Here is a 12,568-nt window from a genome sequence, read left to right as displayed (position 1 = left end):
GGCAGGAGCGGGGCCGCGCCCGCCGTCAGCGCCGGCTGCATCTTGCGCAGGTTTTCCGGCGTCGTCGGGTTGGCGTAGGGAATGCGCGCGACGTAGACGCCAATCCGCTCGCTCGCCACCATGCGGCGGAAATCCGGCTCGCTGGTGTGGTCGGTGGCAAGGATGATCAGGCCGACGCGCCGCTCTAGCGGGCGCACATCCAGCGCTGGCCTCTTTGGGTAAACTTTGATCTCGGGCAAGGGTTTCATCGGCTACCTCTCGATCTTGCCGTAGCGGCGTTCCAGCCAGCGCAGCAGCACGACCGAAAACAGACTGATGACGAGGAAGAAGGCACCGACCAGCGTGATCGGCTCGATGTAGCGATAGTAGGTGTTGGCGACACTTTTCGCCTGGTTCATCAGCTCCAGCACGGTGATCGCCGACAGCAGCGGCGTTTCCTTGAACATGGCGATGAAATAATTGGCCAGCGCCGGGATCATCGGCGGAATGGCCTGCGGAATGATGATGTGGGTCCAGGTCTGCCTGGCGCTCAGATTGCAGGCCTTGGCGGCCTCCCATTGGCCGCGCGGCACATTGTCGATGCCGGCGCGATAAACCTCGGCGGTGTAGGTGCCGTAATGCAGCCCGAGCCCGATGACACCGGCCACCAGCGGCGGCAAAAGGATGCCGATGTCGGGCAGCACGTAGAAGATGAAATAGAGCTGCACTAGCAATGGCGTGCCGCGAATGAACTCGGCGAGAAAGCCGACCGTGCGCGACAACGCCTTGTTGGGCGAGCGGCGCGCCAGCGCGATGCCCAGCCCGACGATCGCCGCCAGCACCGAGCCGAGCAGCGTCGCCAGGATGGTGATCTTCACCCCCTGGATCAGCGTCGGCATGATTTCCCAGACGAAATTCCAATCCCATTCCATCAGAAGGCTCCGGCCATCAGGCACGCACCCCATCAAGGCCGCGCGCCATGCGGCGTTCCAGTGAGCGCACGCCCCACGAGATGAGCAGCGCCAGGATGAAATAGATGATCAGGATGGTGGTGAACGGCACCAAGGTGTTGCCGGTCTGCGACCGCACCACCTGCGCCTGGAAGGTCAGGTCTGTGAGCGAGATCAGCGATACCACGGCGGTCGCCTTGAGCAGTTCGATGGCGTTGTTGCCGAAGGTCGGCAGCATCACCAGCAGCGCCTGCGGCAGGATGACGTGGCGCATGCCTTGCCAGCGGCCGAGATTGAGCGCGGTGCAGGCTTCATACTGTTCACGGCCGATCGACTGGACGGCGCCGCGCACCACTTCGGCGGCATAGGCGCCGACATTGAGGCCGAGCGCCAGCACGCCGGCCTGCAACGGCGTCAGCGAAATACCGATGAAGGGCAGCACGAAATAGGCCCAGAACAATTGCACGAAGATCGAGGTGCCGCGGAAGAATTCGATGTAGGCGGTGGCCAGCGCGCGCAGCACGAAGAAACGCGACAGCCGACCCATTCCGGCGAGAAAGGCCATGAACAGGGCAAGCACCGATCCCATCAGCGTCAGCTCGATGGTGACAAGCGCTCCCTGCAATATCAGGCCGAAATAGCCGGACCACTGGGTCATCTAGGTTTCCAACGTTGGTAATTCTTGGACCCTTCTCTCCGTTCACGGGGAGAAGATGCCGGCAGGCAGATGAGGGGCAGCGCTAGCTTGGCAAAACTTGGCACCGCCCCTCATCCGGCCCTTCGGGCCACCTTCTCCCCGTAAAACGGGGAGAAGGAAAACAGGCGCTACTTCGCCGCGCAGAGCTTGTCGCGGGTCGTCGACATCGCCGCCGCCGCCGAGAAGCCATAGGGCTCGATGATCTTGGCGAACTCACCCGACTTCTTCATCTTTGCGAGCTCGACGTCGAATGCATCGCGCAGCGCCTCGTCGCCCTTCTTGAAGGCGGCGCCGTCACAATAGACCGGCGCGCCCTGCACCGGAGCGATGACTTCGAGGTTTGGATCAGCGGCCTTCTTGACCAGATCATTGATCGACAGAACCGGCAGCGAATAGGCATCGATGCGGCCGTCCTGCAGCATCTTCACGCCGCTCTGGCCGTCCGGCACGACAATGACACGCTCGCGCGGCACGCCGGCGTTGAGCGCCAGCTTCTCCTCGGTGCCGCCGCCGGGCGCACCGATCGTGGCGGTCGTGTCCTTGGCGACATCCTCGTAGCTCTTGAAGCCTTTCGGGTTGCCCTTCTTCACCAGCATCGCCTCGGCGTCGCACAGCACCGGCTCTGAATAGACAACGGCAGCGCAGCGTTCCGGCTTCATGAACAGGCCGGCGGTGACGACATCGAAGCGACCGGCCTGCAGGCCGGGAATCATCGCGCCATATTCGGAGATCGAGGCGACGATGTCGGCGACGCCTAGGCGCTTGAATATCTCGCGCGCCACATCGGGCGCCGCGCCCGAGACCTTGCCGTCGGCGGCGACCGCCGTATAGGGCGGCTCGTTGGCGATGGCGACGCGGGCAAAGCCTTGTGCCTTGAGTTGCTCGAGCTTGCTGTCGTCGGCCGAACCGGCGGTCGAGGCGGCCAGCACCGCCGTCAGTGCAAGACCGGCAACGCCGGCCAGAATGCTAGGTTTGTTCATTGTTCCCAACTCCTTGTTTCTTGTCTTGCTTTTGTTACGGGCGGCCTCGCCGCCCTTGACGGCGGCGTTGCCGCCTCGGCATTACGGTCAGACGCGATGTCCGGCCGCGATGATCTTCTTCAGGAAGCCTTGCGTACGCTCCTGCTTGGGATGACGGAAAATCTCGTCGGGCTTGCCTTCCTCGACGATCTTGCCACGATCGAAGAACAGCACCCGATCGGCGAAATCATGGGCGAAACCCATCTCGTGGGTGACCAGCAGCATGGTCATGTCGGTCTCGGCGGCTAGCTTGCGCATGACGTTCATCACCTCCTCGACCAGTTCCGGATCGAGCGCCGACGTCACCTCGTCGAACAGCATGATCTTCGGCGATAGCGCGAGCGCCCGGGCGATCGCCACGCGTTGCTTCTGCCCACCGGAAAGCTGTGCCGGCATGTTCTTCGCCTTGTCGGCCATGCCGACCATCTCGAGCAGTTCCATCGCCCGCTTTTCGGCGGCGGCACGCGGCGTGCCCTTGGTCAGCATCGGCGCCAACGTGACATTGTCCATGACGCACTTATGCGGAAACAGGTTGAACAGCTGGAAGACCATGCCGATCTTCTGGCGCATCCTTGTCAGGTGCCGCTCATCGGCGGACAGCAACTGACCATTGCGCTCCATGTGGTAGAGCTGCTCGCCGTCGATCTGGATATGACCGCCATCGATGCGCTCCAGCGTCATCAGGATGCGCAGGATCGTCGTCTTGCCCGAGCCTGACGGACCGATCAGCGCCAGCTTCTCGCCAGGCATGACCTGCATCGACAGGCCGTCCAGCACCTTGAAGCTGCCGAAGCTCTTCGAGATGCCGTCGATCTTGATAATGGGCGCTGATGCGGACAAATGAATTTCCCCGTGCTGGAGAAGCCTGTGCCCCTTAACGATGCGGAACGCGCCAAATCATGTCAATTGGGAAAATAATATCATGACAATATTTCCCATTCCGCACAATTCTTGAGCAACCAGTGCCGAAGAGTGCGCCGGGATTCGGGTCAGGCCGAGCCGAGAATGGGAGCCTCCGAGAACCGGAACGGAGCGTACTTTCGTACGTGAATACCGGAAGCGCAGGAGGCTACCTTTCGCAGACCGGCATCACCCGAATAGCGGCGTACTCGCTAGATAGCGAGCAGCAGATGCTCCGGATCGCCAAGCAGCAGCTTGGTGACAACGCCGAGGCCGGCGCGCAGTTCCCCCTCGGTGGTCGAGCCCAGCGAGATGCGCACCGCCGGATGCCAGGGCGCATCCGAGATGCGGAAGGAGGTGCCGGGTGCGATCGCCACGCCTTGCAGGCGAGCCTGGGCGACAAAGCTCTCCTCGGCGCGGTCGGCCGGCAGTTGCAGCCAGACATGCAGCCCGTCGCGCTTGGCGCGATAGTCGACCCCCGCCAGCACTTGCGCCGCAATATCCTGCCGGCGCCGCAATGCCGCGCGCTGCCAATGGACAAGCTCCATCGCCGTGCCGTCGGTCACCCATTTGGTGGCGATCTCCGCCACCAGCGGCGTCGCCATCCAGTTCGAGACCAGATGCCGGTTGGCGACGGCGGCGACATAACGGTCAGGCGCGGCGAGATAGCCGATGCGCAGTCCGGGCACGGTGATCTTGGTGAAGGAGGTGACGTAGAGCGTGCGCTCTGGCGCGAAGGCAGCAACCGGCGGCGGCCGGTCTTCGACCAGGGGACCCAGCACATCGTTCTCGATGATGGCGATGTCGTGCTTGCGCGCCACAGCCGCGATTTGCTCGCGCCGCGCCGCATCCATCAGCGTCGCCGTCGGGTTGATCACCGAGGGCTGCACGAACACGGCGCGGATGTCGGAAAGCCGGCACGCCTCGTCCAGCGCCTCCGGGATCAGGCCGTTGTCGTCGATCGGCAGCCCCTCCAGGTTGAAGCCGAGATAGCGGGCCAGCGGCACCAGCGTGTGATGGCCGATCGCCTCGGTGGCGACCGTCGAGCCAGGCGGCGCCACGCTCATCAGCGCCACGGTCATGCCGGCGGTGGCGCCGTTGGTCAGGCTGATGTTCTGCGCGGAGGTGTCGAGCCCGCACAGTTTCAGCCATTCGACCGCCACCGCGCGGTGGCGCGGAAACACCATGTTGGGCCGGAACGAAAGGGCTGAACTCGACGGCAGGTTCTCGGCCAGCCAGCCCAGCGCCTGCTTCAGCCGCTCCAGATGCATCGGCTCGCAGACCGGTTTCAGGATCGAGAGATCGATAACTTCGCCCAGCCGCTCCGGCAGGTATGGCGGTTCCGGCTCGCGGCGCTGCGTCTGGACGAAGCTGCCGCGGCCGATCTCGCCCGAAATCAGGCCGCGCCGGATCAGCTCTTCATAGGCGCGGCTGACCGTCTGCACCGAAAGCTTGAGGTCGTCAGCCAGCCGGCGATGGGTCGGCAGTCGTGCGCCATTGGCAAGGCGCCCGTCATGGATGGCGCGCGCGAACTGGTCGGCCAGCGATTGATAGGCTGGCCGCCGGATGAGCGCGGGATCAGGTTGCCACAATGTCATGACTTATTAGAGATCAAAATCAGTGCAATTGACAATCGAAATAATGCGCCGTCATGGTGCGGTGGACGAAAAAGTGGACGCCGATGAACGCTGCGAAACTCGACCCGATCGACCTGAAAATCCTCGACGCCATCCAGCGCGACGGACGCATCACCAAGCTGGCGCTGGCCGAGCAGGTCGGCCTGTCGCCGACGCCGTGCTGGATGCGGCTGCGCAAGCTGGAAAAGGCCGGGATCGTGTCTGGCTACCACGCCAGGATCGCCATGCGCGTCGTCGCACCCGTCGCCACCGTGCTGATGGAGGTGACGCTGGCCAACCACCGCCAGGCCGATTTCGATCGCTTCGAGCGCGTCATCCGCGACATTCCCGAGATCGTCGCCTGCTGGTCGGTGGGCGGCGGCGTCGACTATGTGCTGAAGGTGATGGCGCGCGACATCGACGCCTACCAACGGTTGGTCGATGGCTTGCTCGACCGCGAAATCGGCATCGATCGCTACTTCACCTACATCGTCATCAAGACAGTGAAGGACGAGATCGCGCTGCCGATCGCCGACCTGCTGCCGGCGTCGCCGTAGGATTGGAGAGATCCTCTCGCCGGACGGCACAATAGAGAGAGTCTCTCTACTTCAAGGCATCCAAACAGCCTCTCTGTCTGCATCGGGCGGATAGTCTTCCCGCATCAGTCCGAACCGGGAGGCATCGACCATGTCCGCGCATTTCGCCCGCTCGCATCGCCATGAAGCGCTCGACGGCCTCGCCGACCGCCGGCTGTTGCGCGAACTCGCCTATGTCGACGGCCACTGGACGGCGAGCGAGGCTGCCGAAAGTTTCGAGGTCACCGATCCGGCCACCGGCACGACTGTCGCTTTCGTCGCCGCGCTCGATGGCCGGCAGACGACAAACGCGATCGATGCCGCGGCGCGCGCCTTTCCGGCCTGGCGGGCGCTATTGCCGCAGGAGCGCTCGAAAATCCTGCGAAAATGGTTCGAGCTGATCATCGCTGCAAAGCAAGACCTCGCTCTGCTGATGACGCTGGAACAGGGCAAGCCGCTGCAGGAGTCGCTGGGCGAGATCGACTATGCCGCTTCCTTCGTCGAATGGTATGCGGAAGAAGCAAAACGCCTGAATGCCGAGAGCGTCACCAGCCATCTGCCGAACGCGGAAATGATGGTGCGGCGCGAGCCGCTCGGTGTCGTCGGTGTCGTCACGCCGTGGAATTTTCCGTTGGCGATGCTGACCCGCAAGGCGGCAGCCGCCCTTGCCGCCGGCTGCACCATTGTTGCGCATCCCTCCTCGGAGACGCCGCTGTCGGCGCTGGCGCTGGCCGAACTCGGCGAACGCGCCGGCCTGCCCGCCGGCGTCTTCAACATCATCACCGGCAAGGCTTCGACCATCGTCGGCCGAATGTGCGAAGATCCGCGCGTCCGCGCCATGAGTTTTACCGGCTCGACCGAGATCGGCCGGCTGATCGCCGCGCAAAGTGCGCCGACGATGAAGCGGCTGGTGATGGAGCTTGGCGGCCATGCGCCGCTGATCGTCTTTGCCGATGCCGATCTCGACAAAGCGGTGAGCATCGCCATCGACGCCAAATTCGCCACCTCGGGCCAGGACTGCCTTGCCGCCAACCGTATCTATGTCCAGCGTCCGATCTACGAGCGCTTCTGCGCCGCCTTCGCCAAGCGCATCGAGGCGCTGCGGACCGGCAACGGCCTTGCTCAGGAAATCGACATCGGGCCGCTGATGCATGAGCGCGCCGTCAAGAAGGTCGAGGAACAGGTAGCCGACGCTATCGCCAATGGCGGGCGTTGCCTCACCGGCGGCAAGCGGCACCAGGCCGGGCCGCTGTTCTACCAGCCGACGCTGCTGGCCGATGTCACCGACGAGGCGCTGATCATGCGCGAGGAGACCTTCGGTCCGGTCGCCGCCGTGACGCCATTCGACAGCGAGGACGAGGTGATCGCCCGCGCCAACGCCACCGAATATGGCCTCGTCGCCTATGTCGTGACCGAGAACGGCGCCCGCCAGCAGCGCATGGGCCGCGCGCTCGACTACGGCATGGTCGCCATCAACCGCGTCAAGATCACCGGCGCGCCGATCCCGTTTGGTGGCGTCAAGCAATCCGGCATTGGCCGCGAAGGCTCGCGCCACGGGCTCGAAGCCTTCACCGATCTAAAGTATCTCTGCCTGGACGTAGCCTAAGATGTGTCGATATTCAGGTGATGCCGGCCTGCAAATGCCAGGCTTCTGCGCTTCCGGTGCTCACGTACTGAAGTATCTCTGTCTGGACGTGGCTTAGCGCGGAACCAGGTTTCTTTTTCAAGGAGTCAAAAAGAATGCTCGACCAATCCAACGAACTCGCCGCCTGGGATCGCGACCATTTCTTCCATCCCTCGACCCATATGGGCACGCACGCACGCGGCGAAAGCCCGACGCGCATCATGGCCGGCGGTGAAGGCGTCACCGTCTGGGACAACAATGGCAGGAAGAGCCTCGATGCCTTTGCCGGCCTCTATTGTGTCAATGTCGGCTACGGCCGCCAGAAGATATCAGACGCCATCGCCGCCCAGGCGAAGAACCTCGCCTACTACCACGCCTATGTCGGCCATGGCACCGAGGCCTCGATAACGCTGGCCAAGATGATCATCGACCGCGCGCCGAAAGGTATGTCGCGGGTCTATTTCGGCCTCTCGGGTTCCGATGCCAACGAAACCAACATCAAGCTGATCTGGTACTACAACAATGTGCTGGGACGGCCGGAGAAGAAGAAGATCATCTCGCGCTGGCGCGGCTATCACGGCTCGGGCGTGATGACGGGATCACTGACCGGGCTCGACCTGTTCCACAACGCCTTCGACCTGCCGCGCGCACCGATCCTGCACACCGAGGCGCCCTACTATTTCCGCCGCGCCGACCGCTCGATGAGCGAAGAGCAGTTCTCGCAGCATTGCGCCGACAAGCTTGAGGAGATGATCCTGGCCGAAGGCCCGGAAACGGTCGCCGCCTTCATCGGCGAGCCGATCCTCGGCACTGGCGGTATCGTGCCGCCGCCGGCTGGCTACTGGGAGAAAATCCAGTCGGTGCTGAAGAAGTACGACGTGCTGCTGGTCGCCGACGAGGTGGTGACGGGCTTCGGCCGGCTGGGCACCATGTTCGGCTCCGACCACTATGGCATCAAGCCGGATCTGATCACCATCGCCAAGGGCCTGACCTCGGCCTATGCGCCGCTGTCAGGCGTCATCGTCGCCGACAAGATGTGGCAGGTGCTGGTAGAGGGCTCCGACAAGCTCGGCTCGCTCGGCCATGGCTGGACCTATTCGGCGCATCCGATCTGCGTTGCCGCCGGGGTCGCCAATCTCGAACTGATCGACGAGATGGACCTGGTGACGAATGCCCGCGAGACCGGCGCCTATTTCCGCGCCGAGCTGGCCAAAGCGGTCGGCGGCCACAAACATGTCGGCGACGTGCGCGGCGACGGCATGCTGGCGGCGGTCGAGTTCGTTGCCGACAAGGACGACCGGGTGTTCTTCGACGCTTCGCTCAAGATCGGGCCGCAAGTGGCAACGGCGCTTGCCGCAAGCGGCGTCATCGGCCGCGCCATGCCGCAGGGTGACATCCTCGGCTTCGCCCCGCCGCTCTGCCTGACCCGCGAAGAAGCCGACATCGTCGTTTCGAAGACGGCTGATGCGGTGAAGAGCGTGTTTGCCAATCTCTGAGATCGACCGATGAATGCCATGACCAGAACCCTCCCCGCCACTATGGCCGCCGTGCTTCTCACCGGGCACGGCGGACCGGAAAAGCTCGTCTACCGCAGCGATGTCAAAGTGCCCGCGCCTGCTCCCGGTGAAGTGCTGGTCAAGGTCAGCGCCTGCGGCATGAACAACACCGATGTCTGGGTGCGCCAGGGCGCCTATGGCACGGAAGAGGATGCTGCCGCCGTGTCGACATGGCGCCGCCAGGGCAACACGCTGACGTTCCCGCGCATCCAGGGCACCGACACGGTCGGCACCGTCGCCGCTGTCGGCGAAGGTGTGTCGCCGGACCGTATCGGCGAACGGGTGATGGTCGATTTCTCGATCTACAACCGCGACGACGATTCACTCGCCGACATCGACTATATGGGCCATGGCCGCGACGGCGGCTACGCCGAATACCAGGCCGTGCCGGCCGAGAATGCCCATGTCGTCGATACCGAGCTGACCGACGTCGAACTCGCCACCTTCTGCTGCGCCTATCTCACCGGCGAACAGATGCTGGAACGGGCCGCGCTCAAGGCCGGTGAACGCGTGCTGGTCACCGGCGCCTCGGGTGGTGTCGGTTCCGGTATCGTGCAACTGGCACGGGCGCGCGGCGCCATTCCCTATGCCGTCGCCGGCAAGGGCAAGGAACAGGCCGTGCTCGACATCGGCGCCGAGGCCGTCATCACCCGTGGCGTTGTCGACCTGCCGCAAGCCGTAAACGAAGCGACCGGTGGCCAGCCGATCGACGTGGTCGCCGACCTCGTCGGCGGCACCGTCTTCAACGACCTCTTGCGTATTCTGAGGCCCGAGGGCCGCTACACAACCGCCGGCGCGATTGCCGGCCCGGTCGTGCAGCTCGATCTCAGGACCATGTATCTGAAGCAATTGCAGCTGCATGGCTCGAGCCAGGGCACGCGCGCTGATTTCCGCCGCATCGTTGGATACATCGAAGCGAAGAAAATCCGGCCGCTGGTCGGCGGCGTCTACAAGCTCTCCGATTTCCACCATGCGCAGGCGGATTTCATCGCCAAGGATTTCGTTGGCAAACTGGTGGTGGTGCCGGATGCCATGTGGGATTCGGCTGACTGACTATGCCTCAACCTGTTGGGCCGCTCTCAGCAGCATGCCGAACAGGTCGCGTGGCTCGTCGGGGTCGGCCAGCATGTCGAGTTCCTGGTAGAGACCGGTCGAGCGCAGCTGATCCCTGACATAGCGCAGCGCCGAGAAATCCTCGATGGCGAAGCCAACCGAATCGAACAGCGTGATCTGGCCGGGGTCGCGCCGGCCTTGCACCGCGCCTGACATCACCTGCCACAGCTCGGTCACCTCATGATCCGGTGCAAGCTGCTGGATCTCGCCCTCGATGCGCGTCTGCGGCGGATATTCGACGAATATGTCGGAGCGCAGCAGGATGTCGCGGTGCAGTTCGGTTTTCCCCGGGCAGTCGCCGCCGACCGCGTTGATGTGCACGCCGGAGCCGACCATGTTGTCGGTGAGGATGGTGGCATACTGCTTGTCGGCGGTGACGGTGGTGATGATGTCGGCTCCCTCGACCGCTTCTTGCGCGGTGCCGCAGGCGACCATGTCGAAGCCGAGACCGGCGAGATTACGGATGCATTTTTCGGTGGCCGTGCGGTCAATGTCGTAAAGCCTCAGCCTGTCGACGCCGAGCAGCGCCTTGAAGGCCACCGCCTGGAATTCGGCCTGTGCGCCATTGCCGATCAGCGCCATGCAGTTCGAGCCGGTCGGCGCCAGGTACTTGGCGGCCAGAGCCGACATCGCCGCTGTGCGCAGCGCGGTCAGGATGGTCATTTCGGATAGCAGCACAGGATAGCCATTGTGGACGTCGGCGAGCATGCCGAAGGCGGTCACGGTCTGGCGGCCCTCGCGCATGTTCTTGGGGTGGCCGTTGACATATTTGAAGCCGTAGACCTCGCCGTCGCTGGTCGGCATCAGCTCTATGACGCCTTCGGCGCTGTGCGAGGCGACGCGCGGCGTCTTGTCGAACAGCTCCCAGCGGCGGAAATCGTCCTCGATGTAGCCGGCGAGTTCGACGAGAAAACGTTCGACGCCGATCTTCAGCACCAGCTTCATCATGTGGTCGACGCTGACGAAGGGGACGATGTTGAGATTGGGAATCATTTTTTCTTATCCTTGCCGCATGCCGACGGTCAGTCCTGGCGATGCGCGTTGTGCGCCTTCATCATCGTTGCCAGCGCTGGATCGTTTTGCTCCAGCGCCTTGATGGCTCCGCCCGTGTCGTAGAGGCGCTCATCCTGTCCCATCTTGAACTTGGCTTCGAGCCGCCCGATCGGCAGGTCAAACCCTATGATACCAGGTATGCGCCGCTCCATGCCGCCGGGTCCCAGTTCGCGCATCCGCCAGCGGTCGTCGCGATCTCTCTCCAGCATGTCGACAAGCTGAAGCAGATGTCTTGCGGTGCCGTGATCGTCGAGCGGAATCGGCAGGCCATGGCAATGCAAGACGGCGAAATTCCAGGTCGGCGCGCTGTCGCGCACCGGGTTGCGCGGATACCAGGACGGCGAGATGTAGCCATGCGGGCCGTGAAAGATGGCGACCGTCTCCCTGCCCTCGGCAATCAGCGCGCTGTGCGGATTGGCCCTGGCGAGATGCGAGACCAACGTTCCGTTTTCACCGCGCACGCGATCAAGCACCAAGGGCAGATGCGATACGGCGAGGCCCTGCGATCCTGACGTCACCACCGTGGCGAAGGCCGCGGCTTCGATCAAGCCGAACACCTCGTCGCGCGACAGCGGCGCGAATTCAGGCTTGCTATACATCAGGTCAGCTTCGCTGGGCGCGAACCGCCGGGATCAGGCCTTGCGGGCGAACCAGCAGCACGGCGATGACACCCGACAACACGATGGCGTCGCGGTAGGGCGCGATCGCTCCCGGCAATGTCGCCTGCAACAGCACCTCGATGACGCCGAGCAGGAAGCCGCCGGCGACAGCACCGGGAAGGCTGCCCAGCCCGCCGACGACGGCGGCGATGAACGCCTTCAGCACCGGCGTAAAACCCATCAGCGGATCGACCGAGGCGCGCTGCGCCACCCACAGCATGGCCGCCAGCCCGGCCAGCAGGCCGGAGAGCAGGAAGGCTGTAGCGATGATGCGGCTGGCCGGAATGCCCATCAGGCGCACGACGTCGAAATCTTCCGCCGCGGCGCGCATTGCCGTACCGGTCACCGAGCGGCGCAGGAAGACTTCCAGCGCAATCAGCGCCAGCGCCGAGACGACGATGGAGATGCTGGGACCGACGCCGATGGTGAAGTCGCCGAAGGAGAAGGCGCCGGTCATCCAGCCGGGCATGGCGACGGCCTGCGGCCGCGCCGAGATGCCGTTCTGGAAGACGACTTTCAACAGGCTGGAAACGGCGAAGCTGGTCAGCAGCAGGCTGGTGACGCTGGCGCCACGCATCGGCCTAAACGCGATGCGCTCCATGGCGACGGCGGCAAGCGCGCCGCAGGAGACGGCGACAAGCACCGCCACCGGGAACGGAAAGCCAAGCACCAGCGAGGCCAGCAGCGCATAGCCCGACAGCGTCATCAGCTCGCCATGGGCGAAGTTGATGAGGCCGACGATGGAAAAGACGATCGCCAGCCCGAGCGCCAGCAGCGCATAGACGCCGCCGAGGCTCACTGCATTGATGATCTGCTGCGCGATCATG

The 12,568-nt window shown here is 63.9% G+C and carries 12 protein-coding genes and 1 pseudogene; 4 read left to right on the top strand and 9 right to left on the bottom strand.

The genetic code is table 11. The features are described from left to right. From EJ076_RS11735 to EJ076_RS11710, 6 genes and pseudogenes are all read right to left on the bottom strand, one after another. Nucleotides 1-248: pseudogene (locus tag EJ076_RS11735) on the bottom strand (ectoine utilization protein EutA); the annotation flags it as partial. Nucleotides 249-251: 3 nt separating this feature from the next. Next, the gene (ehuD, locus tag EJ076_RS11730) at nucleotides 252-911 is read right to left on the bottom strand and encodes an ectoine/hydroxyectoine ABC transporter permease subunit EhuD (protein WP_056588914.1); all 660 of its coding nucleotides are present in this window, start codon (nucleotides 909-911) and stop codon (nucleotides 252-254) included. A gap of 16 nt (nucleotides 912-927) precedes the next feature. Then, nucleotides 928-1,587, bottom strand: coding sequence for an ectoine/hydroxyectoine ABC transporter permease subunit EhuC (ehuC, locus tag EJ076_RS11725; protein WP_126067934.1), 660 nt, complete (start codon nucleotides 1,585-1,587; stop codon nucleotides 928-930). Between the two features lie 167 nt (nucleotides 1,588-1,754). After that, nucleotides 1,755-2,606, bottom strand: coding sequence for an ectoine/hydroxyectoine ABC transporter substrate-binding protein EhuB (gene ehuB, locus EJ076_RS11720; RefSeq protein WP_109670042.1), 852 nt, complete (start codon nucleotides 2,604-2,606; stop codon nucleotides 1,755-1,757). An 87-nt stretch (nucleotides 2,607-2,693) separates the two neighbouring features. Next, nucleotides 2,694-3,485, bottom strand: coding sequence for an ectoine/hydroxyectoine ABC transporter ATP-binding protein EhuA (gene ehuA / locus EJ076_RS11715; protein ID WP_126067933.1), 792 nt, complete (start codon nucleotides 3,483-3,485; stop codon nucleotides 2,694-2,696). 272 nt (nucleotides 3,486-3,757) lie between these two features. After that, nucleotides 3,758-5,143: a PLP-dependent aminotransferase family protein gene (locus EJ076_RS11710; protein WP_126067932.1), complete on the bottom strand. Its 1,386-nt coding sequence runs from the start codon at nucleotides 5,141-5,143 to the stop codon at nucleotides 3,758-3,760. Nucleotides 5,144-5,226: 83 nt separating this feature from the next. Between EJ076_RS11710 and EJ076_RS11705 the strand changes: the two genes are divergently transcribed. From EJ076_RS11705 to EJ076_RS11690, 4 genes are all read left to right on the top strand, one after another. After that, nucleotides 5,227-5,718 (top strand): Lrp/AsnC family transcriptional regulator, encoded by a 492-nt coding sequence (locus tag EJ076_RS11705; RefSeq protein ID WP_109670199.1) that lies wholly within the window; start codon nucleotides 5,227-5,229, stop codon nucleotides 5,716-5,718. 130 nt (nucleotides 5,719-5,848) lie between these two features. Next, complete coding sequence (locus tag EJ076_RS11700; RefSeq protein WP_126067931.1) at nucleotides 5,849-7,342, top strand: NAD-dependent succinate-semialdehyde dehydrogenase; 1,494 nt, start codon at nucleotides 5,849-5,851, stop codon at nucleotides 7,340-7,342. A gap of 134 nt (nucleotides 7,343-7,476) precedes the next feature. Beyond that, the gene (locus tag EJ076_RS11695; protein ID WP_126067930.1) at nucleotides 7,477-8,856 is read left to right on the top strand and encodes an aspartate aminotransferase family protein; all 1,380 of its coding nucleotides are present in this window, start codon (nucleotides 7,477-7,479) and stop codon (nucleotides 8,854-8,856) included. 9 nt (nucleotides 8,857-8,865) lie between these two features. Next, nucleotides 8,866-9,969, top strand: coding sequence for an alcohol dehydrogenase family protein (locus EJ076_RS11690; protein WP_126067929.1), 1,104 nt, complete (start codon nucleotides 8,866-8,868; stop codon nucleotides 9,967-9,969). On the opposite strand, the gene EJ076_RS11685 is transcribed toward EJ076_RS11690, so the two are convergent. The 3 genes from EJ076_RS11685 to EJ076_RS11675 are packed head-to-tail and all read right to left on the bottom strand — an operon-like array spanning nucleotide 9,970 to nucleotide 12,567. Next, nucleotides 9,970-11,022, bottom strand: coding sequence for an ornithine cyclodeaminase (locus tag EJ076_RS11685; protein ID WP_126067928.1), 1,053 nt, complete (start codon nucleotides 11,020-11,022; stop codon nucleotides 9,970-9,972). A 29-nt stretch (nucleotides 11,023-11,051) separates the two neighbouring features. Next, on the bottom strand, nucleotides 11,052-11,681 hold the full coding sequence (locus EJ076_RS11680) for an FMN-binding negative transcriptional regulator (RefSeq protein WP_126067927.1): 630 nt from the start codon (nucleotides 11,679-11,681) through the stop codon (nucleotides 11,052-11,054). A 4-nt stretch (nucleotides 11,682-11,685) separates the two neighbouring features. Continuing rightward, entirely contained in the window at nucleotides 11,686-12,567 is an 882-nt protein-coding gene (locus EJ076_RS11675; RefSeq protein ID WP_109670059.1) for a branched-chain amino acid ABC transporter permease, read from the bottom strand. Between the last annotated feature and the right edge of the window lies 1 nt (nucleotide 12,568).

Origin of the sequence: Mesorhizobium sp. M7D.F.Ca.US.005.01.1.1 (genome assembly GCF_003952545.1) — a bacterium.
GTDB classification, from domain to species: domain Bacteria; phylum Pseudomonadota; class Alphaproteobacteria; order Rhizobiales; family Rhizobiaceae; genus Mesorhizobium; species Mesorhizobium loti.
The sequence above is the reverse complement of the archived record's forward strand: the minus strand, read 5'-3'. Positions and strand labels throughout refer to the sequence as shown.

Excerpts from the sequence above, each read along its gene's own strand:
- ehuC (WP_126067934.1), bottom strand. The coding sequence starts at position 1,587 with ATGACCCAGTGGTCCGGCTATTTCGGCCTGATATTGCAGGGAGCGCTT.
- ehuD (WP_056588914.1), bottom strand. The coding sequence starts at position 911 with ATGGAATGGGATTGGAATTTCGTCTGGGAAATCATGCCGACGCTGATC.
- EJ076_RS11705 (WP_109670199.1), top strand. The coding sequence starts at position 5,227 with ATGAACGCTGCGAAACTCGACCCGATCGACCTGAAAATCCTCGACGCC.
- EJ076_RS11680 (WP_126067927.1), bottom strand. The coding sequence starts at position 11,681 with ATGTATAGCAAGCCTGAATTCGCGCCGCTGTCGCGCGACGAGGTGTTC.
- ehuB (WP_109670042.1), bottom strand. The coding sequence starts at position 2,606 with ATGAACAAACCTAGCATTCTGGCCGGCGTTGCCGGTCTTGCACTGACG.
- EJ076_RS11710 (WP_126067932.1), bottom strand. The coding sequence starts at position 5,143 with ATGACATTGTGGCAACCTGATCCCGCGCTCATCCGGCGGCCAGCCTAT.
- EJ076_RS11695 (WP_126067930.1), top strand. The coding sequence starts at position 7,477 with ATGCTCGACCAATCCAACGAACTCGCCGCCTGGGATCGCGACCATTTC.
- EJ076_RS11700 (WP_126067931.1), top strand. The coding sequence starts at position 5,849 with ATGTCCGCGCATTTCGCCCGCTCGCATCGCCATGAAGCGCTCGACGGC.
- EJ076_RS11675 (WP_109670059.1), bottom strand. The coding sequence starts at position 12,567 with ATGATCGCGCAGCAGATCATCAATGCAGTGAGCCTCGGCGGCGTCTAT.
- EJ076_RS11685 (WP_126067928.1), bottom strand. The coding sequence starts at position 11,022 with ATGATTCCCAATCTCAACATCGTCCCCTTCGTCAGCGTCGACCACATG.
- EJ076_RS11690 (WP_126067929.1), top strand. The coding sequence starts at position 8,866 with ATGAATGCCATGACCAGAACCCTCCCCGCCACTATGGCCGCCGTGCTT.